A 19,349-nucleotide genomic window follows, 5' to 3' on the forward strand; every position below is an offset into this window, starting at 1 on the left:
GGGCCAGGAACCGCTCCTTGAGCCAGTCGCACTGACCATCGAGAACGCCGATCCGCCGGGGTTTGCCGTAGGCCTCCCAGCCTCCCTGCCGCCGGTACTTGCGGACGGTTTCAGGTGAACAGCCCAGCTCCTTGGCGATCCGCCTGCGGCCCCACCCAGCTGCGGTGAGGCCAAGGATCATCTGGACATCCTCTGGGGTTTCCAACGCCGCATCCCGGGAGCTCTGCTCCAGAGGTGACAGCACCGCAGGCTGCGCGCTGGCCCTGGTCAGTGGCTCAAGGAGGGGGGCCAGATTTCGTGTCGCATCTGGACCAGTTTTCGCTGTCGCCTGACAAACTGCACAATCTCTCCACCGATCCAGACGAGCGGCGTAACCGTGCGGATGGGGCCGCCGACGTCCTCGATCAGCTGCTCACACTGCTTGTCGCTGAACGTCAATCCAAACGGCATCGGCCCCGCCATGGGTGAGCAGGCCCTGGTGCAGCCTGCCGTTCACCCCGACGTGATGGCGACTCCATCGCGGGGATCACCTGTACGAGCAGAAGCGTCACCCTGAGAATCACTCACCGTGGCGGCGAGTTTGTCCTCCTTGCGTTCTTCTCTTGACTTCTCGAGCTCTGCGGTGTTCATCAGGGCGACATCGCCTTTGAGACCATCCCCCAAATCCTTTTCTTGGTCTGATCGCATGTCAGATCGCTGAGCTTCAAGGACCCGCTGCAATCGGTTTGCTGAATGTGAGAATCCGGTAGCGAAGCCAGCCCCAGCGGCTCAGCTGCTCGATTCGGGCTGTGTCTCGCACCGCACTCTCCGCACCCATCGCCGCGAACAGTTTGCGCACCACCGCATAGGTGGGCAGGGTATGGACCGTGATGTCCAGATCGTTGCGCAGCTCCAGGCCATGGCGCTTGGCTTGGCTTGCATACCGGCGTTGATCCCAGCGGCAATCGACCGGTCCGTAGGTGCCGTTGCTGAAGGGAGCACCGCGCAGGCTCTGCAGCACACGCAGCAGGATCGCCAGTGGACGGCAGGGCACAAAATCACTCAGCACCAGGCGCCCTCCCGGGCGCAGCACCCGCTGTGCCTCCTGCAGAAAGGCTTGCCTGCTTGGGAAATGAAAGATGCACTCCACAGCCAGCACCACGTCCAGGCTGTCGGTGGCCAGGGGAAGCGCACAGGCGTCAGCCACAATCCACTCAATCGTATTGGCGGCTCGGGGTTGCACGAACTGGCGGGCCCGTTCGATCTGGCGGGCATCAAGATTGAGACCCGTCAGGGCAAGGCCATCCCAGTTTTGGTTGAGGCTGTCGATGGTTCCACCAAAGCCACAACCGACATCGAGCACACTCTCGCCGGCCTGGAGATGGGCCTGATCAAGCATCAATCGGGTCAGGGCTTCTGCGGCTTGCGGGAATTCCTGAATGGCAGAGAGTTCGGAGGGGTGGGGATCTTTCCAGTAACCCCAGTGCACATGGTTGCCAAAGCAGCGCTCCAGTTGGGGGTCTCCCGCCTCAAGCCGCTGCAGAACCTGGTCGAAATAGGGGAGGGCGGGGGCTGGCATGCTGGGACGCTTGATGGACAGGATTGTCTGCAGGGGGAGGCGGCCATCGCCGCGAGTCGCTGGGCCGGGCATCAGCAGCTTGGGTGGGCGTCGGACCTTGCGATCCATCCGCCCCCAGGGCGCACGGGCCATCCTCCATGGCCGCTGCCCGCTGCCGCAACGCCTCCTTGACCGGATGGCAATCCGCGCGGCCCTTCTTGTGCACGCCCGTGCATCCGCTTCTGCTCGGCGGAGGGGCTGAATGCTCGCCTACAACGCGGCCGTCAAGGATGCTGTCCTTCGGTGAATCACGAAACTGACGCCCATCAACGCCAGGTACAAACATCCCAACGTTCGATGGCTAATCAGAATTGCAAGGAACGTCATCAGTGAGAGCACCAGGGCAATCCATGGGAAGTAGGGATAGCAAGGGGTGAGGAACGGGCGCGGTAGGGATGGTTCCTTGACCCTGAGAACCAACAGCGAAATCATCGCTAAGGTGTACAGCGTTAGCGCTCCAAAAACCGAGAGCAGGATCAAATCACTTGTGCGTCCGGATGCAAGGGCCAGCAAGCCAATGGCGCAGTTGAGCTTGAGGGCGTTGGCAGGTGTTTGGTGGCGCGGATCAAGCTTGCCAAGAACTGCCGGTGCGTGGCGCATGCGTCCAAACTCAAGTGTGGATCGACCCGAGGCCAGGATCAGCCCGTGAAAGGAGCCAACCAAGCCGAATAAGCCGGCCACGTAGAGGAATTGGTAGAGGGGATGGTGGGTGCCCATCACCTTGGATAGGGCCATCGGTAGAGGAGAATCCGAAACACTTCCATCAAGTTTGAACACAATTGTCTGCCAACCATCCACCCCAGTGGCTCCAATGAACGTCAGAAGGGCCAGCACGGCCAGCGTGAGAAATGCCGCAATAAAGACTTTCGGCAATGTGCGCTGGGGATTCACTGTTTCTTCTGCCATGTTCGCAATGGCTTCGATCCCCAGAAAGCACCACACGGCGAATGGAATGGCAGCCACAGCTCCCTGCCAGCCATGGGGCAGGGCATCTCTTGTCAGGTTTTCCAGCTGAAGGTGCGGCAGTGATACAAAGCAGAAGACAATGAGTGAGGCCACTGCTACTGCAGTGACAATAAGTTCAGCCGTGGCGGCAGCCTTGACGCCACGGATATTTAACCACGTAAATAAGAGATAGGTAGCAAAGGCAATGGAGAGCAGCGGTAGCCTTGGGGCAAACAGATGAAGGTAGTCACCGATGGCGAAGGCGATCGCCGGTGGTGCAAAGATAAACTCCACATCCTGAGCCATGCCGGCGCAGAAGCCCCAGCTCCTGCCGAGGGCGCGGTCGGCGTAGGACATGACCCCGCCCGCCCGCGGGATCGCGCAGGAAAGCTCGGCATAGCTCAAGGTGAAGGTTAGGTAGAGCAGCGACACCACCACCAGGGCCAGGCCAAGCCCCAATGTGCCCCCCCTGGCCAAACCCAGATTCCAGCCGAAAAACAACCCAGCGAAGGCACAGCCCACCCCCATCGCCCAAAGCATCAGGGGCGTGATCGAGCGGTTGAGCTCGGCCATGGAGCAAAGATCGAGGACGCACCGACTATGGGTCCCGCCGAACCCTTGTCGATACATGTCGATCGGATGCTCATCTGACGGGGCCCCTGGCTGTGTTTTCCTGCCAGGTCATTCAGCTTTCAACCGTCCCTGGGGCCACGGCTTGTGGTGTATTTGGTTCCGTTGGCTTGAGGCCTCCCGAGACTTCGGCCAGCTTCAGAGATCCGTACAATCAGACCTTGTGCGGCAGCGATTTCGACCATGGCGGCCATCCTCGCCTTTGGTGCCCATCCCGACGACATTGAGTTCGGTTGCGGCGGCACCGTGCGCAAGTTGATTGAGAAGGGCTGGAGTGCTGTCCATGTGTGCGTGACCTCAGGAGAAGCCGGCAGCAGCTCAATTGATCGGGCAACGCTGGCTGCCACCCGTGAGCAGGAAGCACTTCGGGCCGCTGAGGTGCTTGGGGCCGAGCGTGTGCATTTCCTGCGCGCGGCTGATGGGCTGACGCAGTATTCGCGGGATCACAAGATCGCCGTGATCAATCTCATCCGGGAGGTGCGGCCGGACATCCTGTTTGTGCATGCGAGCAGTGACCACTTTCCTGATCACAGCTTGATCCATGGGCTGGTGATGGGCGCCGTGGCCGGTGCCGCCGGCCCCTGGTACCAGGAATCCATCGGCGAGCCGCACCTGGCCGGCACCATTCTCGGTTACGAGGTTTGGCATCCCCTCAACACCTTTCAGCTCTCGGTGGACATCACCACCACCGTGGAGCGGAAGCTGGCCGCCCTCCGCTGCCATCAGTCTCAGATTGAGGCGACGCACTATGACGAAGCCTCCCTCGGCCTGGCCCGCTACCGCGGTGTGATGAGCTTCTCCAGCACCTACGCCGAGGTTTTCGAAGTGCTGCGCACCTCCCTGGGTCTCCCTGAAGGGCTCGCTTGACATTGGCGCTTGCTCGCCCCCAAGCGCCCCATGGGCCTGGATGGACGCTTCCAGAGTTGACGCTTCCATGGCTGGCTCTGCAGGCGGCGTGAGTTGTTGGGACCAGCGCCGCCACCCATTCGGCAGCAGAGCCTCGGCGCTGATCAGAGCGCCGCAGGAAGCTGCCGCCTGCTCCAGCCGATGATGGTGACCAGGCCCCCACGTGTTCCCCCCGCCTGATCACAGCCATGTCAAAGCCCCTGACTGCCGCTGCCCTGACAAGGTTTCCTGTGGCCCTGATGGCTGCCATGGCTTTCACCAGCAGCGTCGCGACGGCCGTGGCCCATCCCCTGGCGGTGGTGCCGGAGGCCGAGCGCGTAACAGGCCCTTCGACTGGGGTCGTCGTTGCCCCCACCAGCAATGCTGGCGTCCTGGCGGTGCGCAGCCTCGGCAGCCAACCCCTGGGGGGAGATTTCAGTGCCCTGAAGGGGCGGGTGCTGCGCCTGCGGGAGATCACCATCGCCCCCGGCGGCCACATCGGCCTGCACCGCCATGACAGCCGGCCTGGGGTGGCTTATCTGCTGGAGGGACGCCTGACGGAACGTCGGGGGCCCTCCTACAGCCCAGTGGTGCTGAAGGCCGGCGAAGCGGCCTTTGAAACCACGGGTGTCAGCCACTGGTGGCGCAATGAAACCAGCCAGCCGGCTCGGGCCCTCGTTGTCGACATCGTCGAGGAGTCAACGCCCTGAACAGGCTGATCCCTCTGAGCTTGCGGGCCCCTCCATGACCTTGCCATGGGTTAGGACCTGTGCTGAAGCAGGGCCCGATAGGCGTGCTGCAGTTCGGCGCAGGCCTGCGGGTCCCGGTCCAGCAAACCTTCCGGCCTGGAATCCCTGGCTTTCCGGGGTCGAATGCCGGTGGCTGAAAGTGTGTCCTTGAACCAGACATTGCGCTCGATCTCGCTGCCTGGCAGCACGAACGCCTCCGGAACGTTGACAAAGGTCCTCAAGCGGCTGTGATCCCAGTTGCTGCTCGGGATGCTCTGAACCCAGGGGATCTCCTGAGCCAGGGATCCGAGAGTGGCGTCTGGTGCGCTGAGCAGCGCATCGAAATCCACCAGATGGGTGGCCTCTGGAAGACAATCCTTTGCCAGCCGCCCATAGCGCTCCGTATTGGCATAGCTGATCTGCATGATGTCCATGCCGTGATCCCAGATCCGCTGGCCCGCCCTGCGCAGATCGGCCAAATCAATGCTGTCAGCGACGGACTTGCCCACGAAGGAGCGCAGACGCTGCAGGTCGATCCGATCGCCGCTGCCGCTGAACCCAGCTGTGGCGCAGTGTTCAAGGAACTCCATCCCCAAGCCGGGATCGGCATCAGCGGGGTCCGAGGGCAGCAGCAAACGTGTCACCACATCAGTGATTTCCTGGTTGGTGACGTTCCCCTCCGCGCTCAGAAAGTGGACGGTTCGCCGCAGCAGAAACGAGTGAAAACAGTCGTCGGGTCGCCGGGTGGTGAACAGCAGGCTGCCGCCGCTGTCCTTCACCAAGGCCAGAAGCCGCAGAAACTCGGCTTCGTTGCGGTTGTAGGTGTGCTCCTTGATCGTGAGGATCAACGGCGGTTGATCAGGGGCCGCAGCCTGGCGGTCGCCGGCCTCCAGGTCGAGGCGCCCCTGCAGGGCCTCCACATCGGCGAGCAGGGTTGCATCGACCCTGGGGTCGTAGTGCCCATCGGCACCGGGAATCCGGGGCAGGCCCAGGCGTCTGGCCAGATCGCGGTGCCGCTCGATCCAGCCCTCTTCGCAGCCCCCGGCGACCATCCGCTGCTGCAGGCGCCACTGCAGCAGCGCCAACTGGGCCCCGATCAGCAGCAGCCGGTCCATGTCGACCTCGCTGCGAGGGTTGGGCGTCTGGTTGTGACGGCAGCCTGGCAGCACACCCAGATTGCCCGGTTCGTTGAGCAGGCCGATGGCCTGGCGTCCTTCGGAGAGCTCCGCGCAACCCAGGCAGATCAGCAGCATCGTGCCTCCCTGACGGGGGCTGGAGGCAACCACGTTGAGCTGAATTCGCCGCTCGCGCAGGAAGGTTCCCAGCTGGTCGTGCAGCTCAGCCATCGCTCCTCGCCCCAGGCCCGATCGCTGGAATCCTATGCATCAAGGAACAGCCGTCAGGGCCCCTGCCAGCATGGCCAACAAGGCCTGCAGGCGTTCAGATGACGGACCCATCGGCCATTGCCGAAACGCAGCTGCTGATCAGGGAAGCCTGGGCAGCGGTGGGGCGATCCAGTCCCAGCGGGCGCATCCTTGCTCTCCCGGGCGCCTGCATCGTCGATTCCGGACAGCCATGGCTGTTCACCAATGGCGTGTTCCTCAACGAACCCGTCGCCTCGCCGGCCGATCTGAAGGCGTTGGCAGAAGCGGCACTGAACCACTTCGGGCCATCTGGCCATGGCTGGTTTCTGAGTGCGAGCGAGGAATGGCTTGGCCCCAGTGCGGAGGAGGTGCTTTCCGGCCTTGGCCTCAACCGGGCCATGACGGCCATCGCCATGGCAGCAGATCAGCTCCTGCCCCCAACGCGGCCCCTGCCTGATGTGGTGGTGCGCAGGATTGACGACGAAGACACACGATTGGCGATAGCGGAGCTGAACGCGACGGTCTACGACGTCCCGCTCGAATGGGGGCACCGAGCGGTCGGCCATGGGCGACTCTGGCAAGAGCCCCTGTTCGGCCATGTGGCTTATATCGACGGCATTCCCGCCTCCGCCGGTTTTGCGATCGCGATCGAGGGGGCGCTGTACGTGGCCTGGTTAGTGACGGCGAGCCCCTACCGCGGCCGTGGGCTGGCCGAATTGGTGGTGCGACGAAGCCTGGCGGAAGCGAGTCTGGCCACCGGCATCAAAAGGACGGTCCTCCACGCCTCACCGGAGGGGCTGGACCTCTACTGGCGGATGGGTTATCTCCCCGTGGCGTCGTTCCCGCTCTGGGAACCGGCGCAATCGTGAAGCCATGGCCATACTGAATCCGCAGCTCCCGAGAGATTCAGGCTGACGAGCTCCCTGCGCGGTTGATTGGCCAATCGATGCGTTGCCATCGCCTGTTCACCCCTGCACAACGGAGCGAGCTGCCGTGGCAAACCATGACGGCAGAGTCTCCAGCCGACCCCCTTTCGTGCAAGTTAGGCAAATCATTTTGATGCACAGGCCATGACGTCAGCGCCCACGGCTTCGGCCCAGGCCTGGTTGGAGTCGTTCGCGGCGGCGTTGGCTCAGGGCGATCCCCAGGCCGTGGTGGCCCTGTTCGCTCCGGATTGTTTCTGGCGCGATCTGGTGGCCTTCACCTGGAATCTGCGCACGGAGGAGGGGCCGGAAGCCATCGCCTTGATGCTGGACGCCCGCCTGGCGGATGTGGCTCCCAGCGGCTTCGCCCTGCGCGGTGAGGCCAGCGAGTCCGAGGGCGTGGTGGAGGCCTGGTTCGGCTTTGAAACCCGTGTCGCCATCTGCAGCGGCCATGTGCGCCTGCGCGAGGGCCGCGCCTGGACCGTGCTCACCGCCATGGAGGAACTCAAGGGCCACGGGGAGAGGGTGCGTGAACGCCGGCCGGTGGGGGCGGAGCACGGCGTGCATCCCGGTCGGCTCTCCTGGGCGGAGCGGCGCCGTCAGGAGCGGCAGGAGCTCGGCATCAGCCAGCAACCCGATGTGGTGATCGTGGGCGGCGGCCAGGCCGGGCTCACGCTGGCGGCGCGCCTGCGGCACCTGGAGGTACCCACCCTGGTGCTGGAGAAACAGGCCCGCCCGGGCGATCACTGGCGCCGGCGCTACAAGAGCCTCTGCCTGCATGACCCGGTTCACTACTGCCACTTTCCCTATCTGCCCTTCCCGGAGGGCTGGCCCATCTACACCCCCAAGGATCAGCTGGCCGACTGGATGGAGGCCTATGTGAGCGTGATGGGCCTCAACGTCTGGGGTGGGTCGCCGGCCCACAGCGCCCGCTTCGATCCGCAGGAGGGCCGCTGGCAGGTGACGACCGAGCGCGATGGCCAGTCGGTGGTGCTCAGGCCCCGCCACCTGGTGATGGCGCTGGGGGTGTCGGGCTACCCGACCGTGCCGCAGATCCCCGGTGCCGAGAGCTTCGCTGGCGATCAGCACCACTCCAGCGCCCATCCCGGACCCGATGCCTACCAAGGCAAGCACTGCATCGTGGTGGGCTCCAACAACTCCGCCCACGACATCGCCGCCGCCCTCTGGGAAGCCGGAGCCGCTGAAGTCACGATGCTGCAGCGCAGCTCCACCCTGGTGGCGCCGATGCCGGCGCTGGAGAGATACGCCTTCGCCGGTTCCTATTCCGAGCAGGCCCTGGAGAAGGGCATCACGCCGGATCAATCGGACATGACGACCGCCTCAATCCCCTACCGGTTGCTACCGCGGTGGCAGAAGCCGATCTACGACGCCATGCGCCGCGATTATGCCGATCTCTACAGCCGCCTGGAGACGGCCGGTTTTCAGCTCGATTTCGGCGCGGATGACTCGGGCGTGTTCATGAAGTTCCTACGGCGCGGTTCCGGCTATTACCTCGATGTCGGGGCCTCGGAGCTGGTGGCCGATGGCCGCATCCGGCTGCGCAGCGGCGTGTCCATCGAGCGGCTCACCGAGACCACGGCGGTGCTCAGCGATGGCAGTGCCCTGCAGGCGGATCTGGTGGTTTACGCCACCGGCTTTGGATCGATGAACCGCTACGTGGCGGAGCTGATCTCACCGGAGGTGGCCGATCGCCTCGGCAAGGTGTGGGGGCTGGGATCGGACACCCCCAAAGACCCCGGTCCCTGGGAGGGAGAACTGCGCAACATGTGGAAGCCCACCCAGGTGGAGAACCTCTGGGTCCACGGCGGCAATCTGCACCAGTGCCGTCACTATTCGCTCTATCTGGCGCTGCAACTCAAGGCCCGTCTTGCCGGGCTGGAAACCCCCGTCCATGGTCTGGCCCCCAGCCATCACAGAGCCTGACGCGAGTTTGTGACTGGCAGGGACTGCTGATCGGTGGTTCAAGGCCAGACCCTCCCGATGCCGTTGAGATCGAAGCGCTGGGGGGCGCCGGGAGGGATCGCGCAACAGAGCCAGACCGATTCGCCATCGCTGGGTCGAACTCGGAAATGCAAGGGAAGGGCCATCCCACCGCTGGCCCCAGGGCCAGGCCCACAAGCCTCAGATCAGCAGCAGGCGATCGAGGAGTTGCTTCCAGGTCAGGCCCTGCAGCTGGGCGCCGAAGACGTGGCTCTGCTCTGCGGGTTCCAGGGGCGCCTGGCCCACGCTGCGCAGCAGCCGGTTGAGTTCCGCCGGATCCAGATGGTCGTTGCCATCGCCATCGATCGGCAACAGGTACTGCAACAGCCGTTCCTCCCCCTCGTGCAGCCGCCGCAGACGCAGCAGCAACTCGCTGAACTCCACCGCATCGACGCTGCCATCGCCATCGAGATCGCTCGCTTGCAACACAGTGGCCAGCTGGTCGGTTCCCACCGCCCCATCGGCAGCACCGACCCCCAGGCCCTCCGCCAGTTCCGCCACACTCAGCCGCCGATTCTGGTCCTGATCGAGCGAGGCGAAAAGCGTCTCCAGCTCCGTCACCAAGGCCGGCTCGGCCCGGGCCAGCAGGGAGGGGTGGCGATCCCCGGCCAGGGCACCGCGCAGCTGCCGGCGGAAATCGCCCATCAGCCGGCGAGCCACATCAAAGCGGCGGCGATGTTCCTCGGGGGTGAGGATCGAATGCAGGCCCACCGGAATCAGGGTCGGCACCATGCGCTTCAGCAGCAGCAGCAACAGCGCGGTGGAGACGATGAACGGCAGGGTCAGCACGGGCAGGGGCCGTCCTGTGACGGCCTGCAGCAGGCTCCCCAGCGGCACCATCAACAGACTGCCGAGCGCCGCTCCCGCCAGTCCGGCCCCAAGGCTGAGGCGGTTGAGGGGATAGAACACACCCGCCACGGCGATGGCGGTGAGCACGCCGTCAAAGCTCCACAGGCCCTGGGCCACATCAGCGGCGGGCGCCCCGAGCCCCAGGCCGGTGAGACCTCCCACCAGGGCTCCGGCCACTCCCACCAGGCCCGCCATGGGGCTGGCCACCACCACCGCCAGAAGCACCAGAGAGCCGGAGAGCAGGTTGGAACAGAAAAACACCTGGCCAAAGCCCTTTGGCATGGCCTGGAGCAGGGCGACCAGCGGCCCGCTGACCGACTCCGGTGGGCTGGCCTGCAGCAGTTTCAGCTCCGGGTGAGCCAGGGCTGCGGCCAGCAGCAGCAACGACCAGGTGACCAGGCAGAAGGGCAGGGTGAGCGGGGGCAGACCGACAACCCGCACCAGCCACCGCCCCAGCCCATGCACCAGCAGGGTGGTGAGGCCGGCCCCCAGCACCGTCAGCAGCAGCCAGGCCAGCGACGGGATCGCCGTGCCGTGATCGGCCAGGGCCGCCACCGCACCGCCCACCAGGGCGCCGTTGAATCCATAGATGCCGTTGCGTCGCGCCTGGCGATCGGCGCCGATCGCCCGGGCGACGAGGTGGGCCGCCACGATGCCCAGCAAGGTCAGTGCCGCCGCCCAGAATGACTGCAGCGCCATGGCCAGCAGCAGCAGCAGACCGCTGAGCGGATTGTTGATGAAGATCACCTGGCCGCAGCTGCGCAGCCAGCCCACCAGTGTGTGGGCCAGGGGGTGATGGCCCCCCAGACGGGTGATGCCCGGCAGGGTTCCACTGCTGGGCAGGAGGTGCTCCAGCCCGCTGCGGCCCGGCGGCTCAGCCTTCAGGAAGCCTTGCAGCAGCTCGTAGGCAGGCAGGGGGGATGCAGCGGGGGGCATGGCACGGCCAGGCGCAGGTCAGGAGAAGCAAGTGGGCGGCAGGGATCGGGCCAACCGGGAACAGGACCAGGCGTCCTCCGTTGCGGGGGCTCTCGGCGGGTCAGTGCCATCGCGGAGGGGAGACGCTCCGGCCTACAAACGCTCCTCCAGCACGTCCAGCACCCCCTGATAGATGCCAAGTGACACTTCGGCCAGGGAATTGAGCGTGTCGAGGTGGGGGTTGATCTCGCAGATCTCCCAGCAGCAGACCCGAGGATCGCGCAGCAGGGTGCGGTTGATCTCCAGGGCTTCGTGGGCCCACAGACCGCCCAGCACCGGTGTGCCCGTCCCTTTGCAGACGGTGGCATCCATGCTGTCGACGTCGAAACTGACATAGATCAGATCGCAGTCCGCCAGGTAGTCCAGGCAGCGCCGGGCAGCCGCCTCGCCACCGATGCGCCGCACCTCCTCGGTGCTGACGATCGGCAAACCAAAATCGCGAATGGTGGCTTCTTCCGCCGGTTCGGTGTCCCGGACGCTGACATAGATCAGATCCCGCAGCAGGATCGCCGGCTTGCCGGTTCCGCAGAGCGCCTGGCACCACTTCCAGAGATCTGCGGTTTCCCCTGCCGGATCATTGATGGCGTGGTGGAGATTGTCGTGGCCGGTGGCCACCCCCAGTGGCATGCCATGCATGTTGCCGGAGGGGGTGGTGTAGGGCGAATGGATGTCGGCATGGGCATCGATCCAGACCACGCCCAGGCGGCTGTCGGGGTGGGCGCGGCGCAGCCCGGCGATCGTGCCGGCGGCGGTGGAATGATCGCCGGCCAGGACCACCGGAAACAGGCCCCGCTGCCGGGAGCTGGCGACCAGCTCGGAAGCCTGAGCCATCACCTGGGAAATGACGCGGATGTGGCGGGCATGGGGCGTGATCTCTCCGCCGCTGATTTCGCTGGCACGGGCACGGGGCAGCTGCTGCTCGGAGATCTCCTCGATCAGCTGGTCGCGGATGCGGCGTAGGTCCTTTTGGCGCTGGGCAGCCTGCTTGAGCAGCTCAATGCCTGAGCCTGAGCCGGGGATGCCGGCCCCTAGATCGCAGTCCACCTCCACCAGGCAGATCTTGGAGCAACGGCTGCCGGTGCTGTAGTGAACCAGCGTTTTCTTGAGCCGCTTCATGTCAGCCAGAGAGAGGGCCAGCTGGCCATCGCTGAGCAACAGGTTCAGAAACTCGTCATAGCTGATGGTGCCGCTGTGATCCACGTCGTGGGCCCGCATCAGGGCTTCGAGGCGCTGGACGTCGGGGTTGTCTTCGAACACCGAGAGCAGCACTGACATCTCCTCAAGGCTGAGGCTGCCGCTGCCATCGCGATCGACCAGAGCAAAGATCTCGCGGAGGTTGCGGCTGAGATCGAAGCCCCCCTGCCCCAGGGCCCAGGCGGTGAATTCGTGGCTGTCGAGATAGCCGCGCTCGTTGGCCAGGGCCAGCAACTCGGCGCCCGCTTCGCTGGAGAGGCTTTCGCCCAGGTTGGCGAGGGCCCGCTCTGTTTCGGCCACCGAGATCTGGCCGTCGCCATTGGCATCAAACAGGCGGAAAACCAGTTCCAGTTCGCGGCAATGCAGTTCGGCCAGGGCCGAAGCCATTGAGAGAGGAGCCATGCAGGAGCCGCTGAACGATTCGTTTCTGTCCCAGTTCTAAGCGGTCAGCACCCTCCCCGTCACCCCGTTACGACCCATTGTTCAGACCTGATCCTGGTCAAACCTGGCCCGGCGGCGCAATCTGGGCCGCCGCCAGGGGCCTGGGCGTCGTCCGTTGCGGCGGAAGGCGTTCCGCTGGCAGGTGCAGCGGCGCTGGATTCCCAGCGGTGTGGGCAGAGGTGACTGTAGAGCGACTGATGCATCCACTATTTGAGACACCCTGAGCTTCAGGTCTGTCTTCGCCATGAGAATCGATCGGCGCCGATGAATGACGGGGCCTGCCTTCAACGCTTCCTGCTGCTTTTTTAGCCTATGGAGCGATTGGTTGGCGGCAAGGCGTCTCTCTCTGCGTTCTTGCTTCAATCCATTCCATGCATGTCATTCGAACGCCAAGCCTGGCTGAAGCCAAGGAGCCGTCGTGATCGTCGTCGTCTCCTCTGAGATCGGCGCCAGTCGTTGGGCCGCTATGTGGTGATTGGCAGGCGGCCGCCACTCTCCTGCACCAGGGTCAGCAGGCGCAGCAACTCTCCTTCGTTGCGGTTGATCGAGGGCTGGTAACCGGCAACACCCATCCTCGCGATCCAGGTTCTTCGGTAGGGCCTCCACAGCGGCCCGAAGGAACCATCGAAGCAGGGATCCCAGCTCCATGGGGTTCTGCCGGTCCGGTTGACAGCCAATGGCTGCTCACCCACGTTGAAGCAACCATCCGGCTGATCACCATGACCTCTGCGCGCATCGTTAAGCCCTCGCAACGGCCAGAGCCGAACCGGGTTGCAGGATTTGACATCCAGGCCCTGATTTCGGGAGACGAGGCCCAGAGCTTTGAGGCCTTTTACACCAGCGGCAACAACGGCACCGGACCGGCACCCCATTGCCATCCCTGGGATGAAACGTTCTTCGTCATCAGGGGGCCGGTGGTGTTCGGCGTGGGGGATCAGGAGCAGCCGATCGAAGCAGGCACGCTTCTGCATGTGCCGGGGGGCGAGCGGCACTGGTGGCGCTTCGAGGTGGAGGGAGAGTTCCTCTCGTTCACCTCCGGGAAGCAGGCTGCGGCCATGTACCGGGACCTGGCGACCTTGCCGGCCGATGCCGCCAAGACGGAGTATCGGGCGGTGGCCTTTCGCCACGGCCAGGCGGCCCGGCCCCAGGCCTGAAGAACGTTCAAGCCCACTATCCCAGTCCCGCACCACGCCACCGGCCGGGCAGACCAACACCACGCCGATTCTCGGGCCTCAGGGCTCCCAGCGCTGCGAGCCCAGGATGGTGAGGTCCACGTAGCTGCTGCCGTTGTGGTCCTTGGGGCTCAGATGCACCCGGAAGCCGCCGAGGTCCACGTTCCGCATTGTTTCCAGGGCCGTGACAAAGCGCTGGCGGGTGGGGGCGGGCCCGGCCCGGCGCAGGCCCTCCACGGTCAACTTGGCGGCCAGAAACCCCTCCAGGCTGGAGAAGCCGAAGTGCGGTCTGGCCTGCTCGCGCCGCATCAGGCGCTGGTATTCGCGCACCACCGGCACCCGCTCATTCCAGGGGAATGGCACCACCTGCGTGATGCCGATGCCGCTGGCTTCTTGGCCCAGCAGGGAGGCCCGCAGGGCACTGGTGCCCACAAAGGACACGTTCATCAGCTGGGCCGTGCTGCCCTGCCTGTGCATCTCGCGGCTGAAGGAGGCTGAGCTGGGGTAGGCGGCCACGATCACCACGGCGTTGGCGTTGGCGCGCATCACCGTGCTGACCGCCCCCCCTGTCTGGGTGGAGTTGCGCTCCACCCTGGCCGTGGCCACCGGCTTGAGGCCGTGGCGCTTGAGGGCCTTGAGGGCACCGCTGAGCCCATCCTGTCCGAAGGCGTCGTTCTGGATCACCACGGCAATGCGATGGCGACCGCTGCGCACCAGGTCATCGACCATCCGGTCGATTTCCATGTGGTAGCTGGCACGCAGGTTGAACACCATCGGCCGAAGGGGCTGGCGCAGCAGTTGGGCGCCGGTCAGGGGGGCGATCAGCGGGATCCTGTTGCTCTCCACCAGGGGCAACACCGCCTTGACGGTGGGGGTTCCCACGTAGCCGAACAGGGCGAACACCTTGTCGCGCTCAATCAACTGCCGGGTGTTGCGCAGGGTGAGGGGAGGCTCGTAGCGGTCATCGAGGCTCAGCAGCTTCAACCGCCGTCCATGGATGCCGCCCTGGCGATTCACCTCGGCGAAGTAGGCCAGAGCCCCTTCCCGATATTCCTGCCCGAGCATGGCGGAGGGGCCGCTCAGGGCGGCCGACTGCCCCAGCACCAGCTCAGCGGGGGGTGGTGTGGCGCCCAGGCCCGGGACCGCCAGGGCCAGGCTGAGCCCGAGGACGCCTATTGCCGCCACCGGCCCATGCCCGCTCAGCTTTAACTTCAGTGAACAGCAGCGGGTTCGCATGGGGCAGCGCAGGCAAAGACCGTGGAACGTTCTGGCGATGGTGGCCGTCGTTCTGGCGGCCATCCTGGCCATTCTCGGGATCAGCCGCATCGACGTGATTCCGGTGCAGAGCCGCGATGCCCTGCGCCTGTCCTCGGCGTCTCGCGCCCTCACCACCCTGCCCCTTGGCGAGAAGCCGCCCATCGGCGTCTGGAGCGCCATGCGGGGCGATCAACTCAGCGCCGGGGAGGACCAGGTCGATCGCACCGAACTGGAGCGGGCGCTTTACAAGGTGCAGGTGGGGGTGTACTCCACCAGCAATTATGAGCTGGACCTCACGGTGCCCAGCTATTCCAGTAGTGGCTATGTGTGGCTGCGATGGGAGGAGCCCATGCAGCGCTATGTGGAGAGTCGCGGAGGTGATATTTCCAGTCTGTTTATTGTCTTGAACACCCTGCTTTCCGACAAGGATTCCAGCCTAAATCCGGTGGGAGAGGCCCCGATAAAGCTTGCGGATGGCAGTTATTACCAGCTCTTCACCTATGTCGGACGTTATTACGTTGACAGAGCCAGCTTCCGTCATTATCCATTCATGAACATCAGTCTGCCGCTGGTGATTGAGGCCAACGACGTGGATGGTCAACTTGGCTACCGCAACCTGCGCCTGCTTCCAGAGATCCGCAACAGTGGAATGGGTCTCTATACCCACATGATCGGTTGGCTCAACATGGGCTGGTCGATCGCCGAATACCGTCACCATTACGCCACCAACTTCGGGCTTGGAGTTGAGGAAAACGAATACAGCCAGATTCTGTTTGAGATCTCCTACGGCACCTCTTCATGGGCGTCTTTCTGGCGGCTTCTGTTGCCCCTTGTGGTGCTGATGACGATGGTGTTGCTGGTGTTCAAGGTGCGTCCGGATGAACAGGATGCCCGCGCCAGTATTCCAGTCACGGTGTTGCTCACCCTGGTCTTTCTGCAGCAGACCTACCGCGACCAACTGCCTGATCTGCCCTTCCTCACGTTCCTGGATCAGGTGTATGTGGTGGCCTACGTGGTCACCCTGGCGGCCTTTGTTCTCGTGCTTTGGATTGGCCGTCGCTACGGTATTATGGAAACGATGGAAGATCCGGTTGCCAAGGAGGCTCTCCTGCGGCATCTGCATCGCCTGGATGACACCTGGCCCCTGGTTGTGGTGCTGTTGGGTGGTGCGGCCATCACCTTCTGCTGGATCACGATTCCCCAGGCGCTCTGAGGGAGCGGAACATCGGGTGGCACAGCTCGCCAGCGCGCCCAGGTGCCATCCTCCGCCCGTTCTGCTGCTCGCGGCGGAACATGACTTTGTCACCCTCCGTTCGATGCAGGGGTGGCAGAAACTCGCCAAGCAGCGCCTGGTGGTCATCCCTGGAGCGGTGCACCATGCTCTGCTCGAGAGGCCCGAGGCCTGTGGCGTGCACCTTGAGGCCTTCCTGCAGGCACAGGAGGAATCAGGGAGCATCGACCAGAAGGGCCACCGCTGAGCCCGAGTGGCTCAGCAGCCCCTCAGATCTCCGCATCATGGGGCGGCGGGACGTCCCAGATCTGAGGCTGGTTTCCGTTATTGGCGCCAGGGACTTCGTAGCCCAGTGCCCCATTTCAGGTGGTTGCGGCCAGCACACGATGGTGGCTCAGGCCGGGGAGATGACGCTTCAGGCATGGGCCCCGGGCTCAGCTGTTGTCTTCAACATGACGCTGGCGATGAGCCGCGTGAATTGAGGTGCTTCGCGCCGCCTGGAGTGACACGATTCAGAGGTCGTTGCGCTGGCCGGCCAGCAGGGTGAGCAGCACCTCACGGCGGCGTGGGCCGTCGAGCTCCACCAACAGCACGGACTGCCAACGGCCGATGCCAAGCCGCCCCTCCACCACCGGCAGGGTGAGCTGATTGCCCAGCATCAGGGAAATCAGATGGGCATGGGCATTGCGGGGTTCGTCAGGCGGGACGCCGGGACGCAGATGCAGGTCGTTATGGAGCCAGGGGCGATCCGGTGAGGCCAGCTCGAGGAAGAAACGCTCGATGTCAACCAGCAATCGCTCCTCATTTTCGTTGAGGGCAAGTGCGGTTGTGGTGTGCTGACCCACGGCCACCAGCAAACCGTCGCTGATCCCGCTGCGATCGATCAGAGCCTGCAGGTCCGTCGTGATGTCGTGGCAGGAGAAGGAGCCGACCGTCTGCAGATCGAGACGGTGATGCATCAGCTGGACCATTGGTGTGCGGCGGTTGCCGGCAGTGGGCTGAGGGACAGTATCGAACCTGGCCCGCCTGACTCTGCAACCGTGCCGGCTTGGTCTGATCGGTGCAGCAGGGCTCGCTTGGCGCACTTGATGCGACCAAGTACCGAAACTGGCCAGGCAAGGTCTGCCGCGATTCACGAGAGCCCATGCTTCAACAGGACAAGAGACGAATGGATTCGAATCTGCGACCAGGCCTGGGTGCAAGGCGGAGCCCAGCTCCGTTCGGTCAACGCTGCTGCCCGTCTGAGGTCACCGTGGCCGTGGCCCGAGCCAAGGCCCTTTCTTTGGCACGATTGCCTGGCAGCCCGATGCCACCTATTTCCCGTTCTCCTTCATCAGTCCTTGTGTCATCTGATCGATTTTCTCGCCATCATCAGCCCTGTCTTGTGTGTTTCCTTTCTTCTCCGTCTGGCCTCCTTCACCTGTGACAGAGCCAATGGTGGATTGAAGCTTGCTGTCGGTATCTTGCGTTGAGGCTGGAGCTTTTCCTGATTGCGCTCCGAGCAGCGACTGGGGTTGGGAAAAAGGGATCGAAAGGGCCATTGCTGGAGATTGAATCAACAGTGATGCCATGAGCAAGCCCAGCGAAAGAAAAGACATCAATAAAGTCTTCATATCAGATCTCTTGGAATGTTCAGCTTAATCCTACTGCCCATTCCTGGCTGTGCAGATAGAAGTGCAGCAATCATGCGTCGACACGCAGCACGATCTCATTGGATCTTGATACGAAGTTCCGTGGTGTCAATGGCCGCTGAGATGCACTGCATCTGTTGAGGACCAGTGAATGGAGCAACCCTTCGCCAGAGGTGCGACAGATGGTGGGTGACGATTGTAATCAGTCGGAATCTTCTATCGCTTATCGATGCTCTTCATCCTGGTCTTTTCCTGGCTCCGTCCACGCCGCCGCCAGCTCAGGAAGGCCCCAGCGGGCCGCCATTCAGCCTGTCCGCCAACCTTGACCAGTCGATCGAGCCGCAGCTGATGGTCGGCGCTGGTGAGTCGCCCATAGGCCAGGCCCACAACCGCGAACACCCCCAGCGCCGTCGCCGACGCGATCATGAACAGGATCACGATCTGGTAGCGAACCGCCGCCGCTGGCGCCGCCCCCTGGAGGATCTGCCCGGTCATCATCCCCGGCAGGCTCACCAGGCCCATCACCATCATCGAGTTGATCGTCGGGATCATGGCGACGCGGATGGCGTCACGCACCACCGCCCGGCACGCCTCCCAGCGGGTCGCCCCCAGGGCCAGATCCGTTTCGACCTGGTCGCGCCCGCTGCGCAGACCTTCCATGAAGCGATCGAGTCCCAGGGAGAGGCCGTTGAGCGTGTTGCCCAGCACCATCCCCAGCAGCGGGATCAGATACTGGGGTTTGTACCAAGGCTGGGGCTGGATCAGTCCGGTCACCGCCAGCCCCGTGACCAGCGCCGAGGAGGCCATCACCGACAGCAGGCTGTTCAGGTAGATGCCGGCAAAGCGCTGCCGGGTGCGTTGCACGGCGGACACCCCGGCGATCAGCGCCATCGCCGCCCCCACCAGCACGATCAGCGGCGCCTGGTCCTGGTGGAACAGCCACTCGAGCACGAACCCCACCAGCAGCAGCTGCACCACCATCCGCACCGACGCCACCAGCAGGCTGCGGGACAGGCCCAGGCGCAGCGCCGCCGAGAGACCCACGTTCACCAGGATCAGCAGGGCGGAGAGGGCCAGGCGGCCATCACTGATCGTCAGGGCGCCGGCGCTCGATGGGGTCATCGCTGCAGCTCCAGGGTGCGGGTGGCGAAACGCTCGATCTGCTCGCCGTCATGGCTGATGACCACGCAGGCACGCGGACCGGCGGCGAGCCAGTCGGTCAGCAGGGCCTCGACGGCGGCGGTGGTGGCCCCGTCGAGGGAAGCGGTGGGTTCATCCAGCAGCAGCACGGTGGGATCGAACTGCAGGCCCCGCAGCAGGGCCAGCAACTGCAGCTCACCGCCGGACAGCCGCTCGGCGTCGTAATCCAGGAACGAGGCATCGCGTCCCAGGGCCGCCAGCCAGCCGGTGATTCGCTCGTGGCTCCACCTGCCCAGCCCGCGCCGCTCCCGGAACCGCCAGGGCGCGCGCAGGTTCGCCGCCACGCTGCCCCCGCCGGCGACCGGCCGCTGGGCGAGGTAGAGCAC

The 19,349-nt window shown here is 64.4% G+C and carries 18 protein-coding genes; 7 read left to right on the top strand and 11 right to left on the bottom strand.

Annotated elements, in window-relative coordinates:
* From VB734_RS12290 to VB734_RS12300, 3 genes are all read right to left on the bottom strand, one after another.
* The coding region (locus VB734_RS12290) for a helix-turn-helix domain-containing protein (RefSeq protein ID WP_323243399.1) at positions 1 to 244 on the bottom strand (244 nt) is incomplete at its 3' end.
* Between the two features lie 459 nt (positions 245 to 703).
* Positions 704 to 1,558 carry a methyltransferase domain-containing protein gene (locus tag VB734_RS12295; protein ID WP_323243400.1) on the bottom strand — a complete coding sequence of 285 codons (855 nt, stop codon included), beginning with the start codon at positions 1,556 to 1,558 and terminating at the stop codon, positions 704 to 706.
* A 249-nt stretch (positions 1,559 to 1,807) separates the two neighbouring features.
* Positions 1,808 to 3,115 (bottom strand): amino acid permease, encoded by a 1,308-nt coding sequence (locus tag VB734_RS12300; RefSeq protein ID WP_323243401.1) that lies wholly within the window; start codon positions 3,113 to 3,115, stop codon positions 1,808 to 1,810.
* Positions 3,116 to 3,355: 240 nt separating this feature from the next.
* On the opposite strand from VB734_RS12300, the gene VB734_RS12305 reads away from it, so the two are divergent.
* The gene (locus VB734_RS12305; RefSeq protein WP_323243402.1) at positions 3,356 to 4,039 is read left to right on the top strand and encodes a PIG-L deacetylase family protein; all 684 of its coding nucleotides are present in this window, start codon (positions 3,356 to 3,358) and stop codon (positions 4,037 to 4,039) included.
* Positions 4,040 to 4,326: 287 nt separating this feature from the next.
* Positions 4,327 to 4,767 carry a cupin domain-containing protein gene (locus tag VB734_RS12310; protein WP_323243403.1) on the top strand — a complete coding sequence of 147 codons (441 nt, stop codon included), beginning with the start codon at positions 4,327 to 4,329 and terminating at the stop codon, positions 4,765 to 4,767.
* A gap of 50 nt (positions 4,768 to 4,817) precedes the next feature.
* Here the strand turns inward: VB734_RS12310 and VB734_RS12315 are convergent, their stop codons facing one another.
* Complete coding sequence (locus VB734_RS12315) at positions 4,818 to 6,131, bottom strand: hypothetical protein (protein WP_323243404.1); 1,314 nt, start codon at positions 6,129 to 6,131, stop codon at positions 4,818 to 4,820.
* A gap of 98 nt (positions 6,132 to 6,229) precedes the next feature.
* Here VB734_RS12315 and VB734_RS12320 point away from each other — a divergent pair, with 98 nt between their 5' ends.
* A complete protein-coding gene (locus VB734_RS12320) occupies positions 6,230 to 7,018 on the top strand; it encodes a hypothetical protein (RefSeq protein WP_323243405.1) in 789 nt (262 codons plus the stop codon).
* Positions 7,019 to 7,219: 201 nt separating this feature from the next.
* The gene (locus tag VB734_RS12325; protein WP_323243406.1) at positions 7,220 to 9,016 is read left to right on the top strand and encodes an NAD(P)/FAD-dependent oxidoreductase; all 1,797 of its coding nucleotides are present in this window, start codon (positions 7,220 to 7,222) and stop codon (positions 9,014 to 9,016) included.
* Positions 9,017 to 9,214: 198 nt separating this feature from the next.
* On the opposite strand, the gene VB734_RS12330 is transcribed toward VB734_RS12325, so the two are convergent.
* Positions 9,215 to 10,858 (bottom strand): urea transporter, encoded by a 1,644-nt coding sequence (locus VB734_RS12330; protein WP_323243407.1) that lies wholly within the window; start codon positions 10,856 to 10,858, stop codon positions 9,215 to 9,217.
* Positions 10,859 to 10,990: 132 nt separating this feature from the next.
* Positions 10,991 to 12,493 carry an arginase family protein gene (locus VB734_RS12335; protein WP_323243408.1) on the bottom strand — a complete coding sequence of 501 codons (1,503 nt, stop codon included), beginning with the start codon at positions 12,491 to 12,493 and terminating at the stop codon, positions 10,991 to 10,993.
* Positions 12,494 to 13,251: 758 nt separating this feature from the next.
* On the opposite strand from VB734_RS12335, the gene VB734_RS12340 reads away from it, so the two are divergent.
* Positions 13,252 to 13,686, top strand: coding sequence for a cupin domain-containing protein (locus tag VB734_RS12340; RefSeq protein ID WP_323243409.1), 435 nt, complete (start codon positions 13,252 to 13,254; stop codon positions 13,684 to 13,686).
* A 78-nt stretch (positions 13,687 to 13,764) separates the two neighbouring features.
* Here the strand turns inward: VB734_RS12340 and VB734_RS12345 are convergent, their stop codons facing one another.
* The gene (locus VB734_RS12345) at positions 13,765 to 15,003 is read right to left on the bottom strand and encodes an ABC transporter substrate-binding protein (RefSeq protein WP_323243410.1); all 1,239 of its coding nucleotides are present in this window, start codon (positions 15,001 to 15,003) and stop codon (positions 13,765 to 13,767) included.
* 40 nt (positions 15,004 to 15,043) lie between these two features.
* Here VB734_RS12345 and VB734_RS12350 point away from each other — a divergent pair, with 40 nt between their 5' ends.
* Together VB734_RS12350 and VB734_RS12355 are read left to right on the top strand one after the other, a co-directional pair.
* A complete protein-coding gene (locus VB734_RS12350; RefSeq protein WP_323243411.1) occupies positions 15,044 to 16,174 on the top strand; it encodes a hypothetical protein in 1,131 nt (376 codons plus the stop codon).
* Positions 16,175 to 16,190: 16 nt separating this feature from the next.
* Positions 16,191 to 16,439, top strand: a complete 249-nt coding sequence (locus tag VB734_RS12355) for a hypothetical protein (protein WP_323243412.1) — start codon at positions 16,191 to 16,193, stop codon at positions 16,437 to 16,439.
* Between the two features lie 265 nt (positions 16,440 to 16,704).
* On the opposite strand, the gene VB734_RS12360 is transcribed toward VB734_RS12355, so the two are convergent.
* From VB734_RS12360 to VB734_RS12375, 4 genes are all read right to left on the bottom strand, one after another.
* Positions 16,705 to 17,151: a secondary thiamine-phosphate synthase enzyme YjbQ gene (locus tag VB734_RS12360; protein WP_323243413.1), complete on the bottom strand. Its 447-nt coding sequence runs from the start codon at positions 17,149 to 17,151 to the stop codon at positions 16,705 to 16,707.
* A 354-nt stretch (positions 17,152 to 17,505) separates the two neighbouring features.
* Positions 17,506 to 17,805, bottom strand: coding sequence for a hypothetical protein (locus tag VB734_RS12365; RefSeq protein ID WP_323243414.1), 300 nt, complete (start codon positions 17,803 to 17,805; stop codon positions 17,506 to 17,508).
* Between the two features lie 234 nt (positions 17,806 to 18,039).
* Complete coding sequence (locus VB734_RS12370) at positions 18,040 to 18,945, bottom strand: ABC transporter permease (protein WP_323243415.1); 906 nt, start codon at positions 18,943 to 18,945, stop codon at positions 18,040 to 18,042.
* A partial coding sequence (locus tag VB734_RS12375; RefSeq protein WP_323243416.1) for an ABC transporter ATP-binding protein occupies positions 18,942 to 19,349 on the bottom strand: 408 nt, incomplete at its 5' end. The genes VB734_RS12375 and VB734_RS12370, both read right to left, overlap by 4 nt.

The sequence above is a fragment of the Synechococcus sp. BA-124 BA4 genome (genome assembly GCF_034931165.1).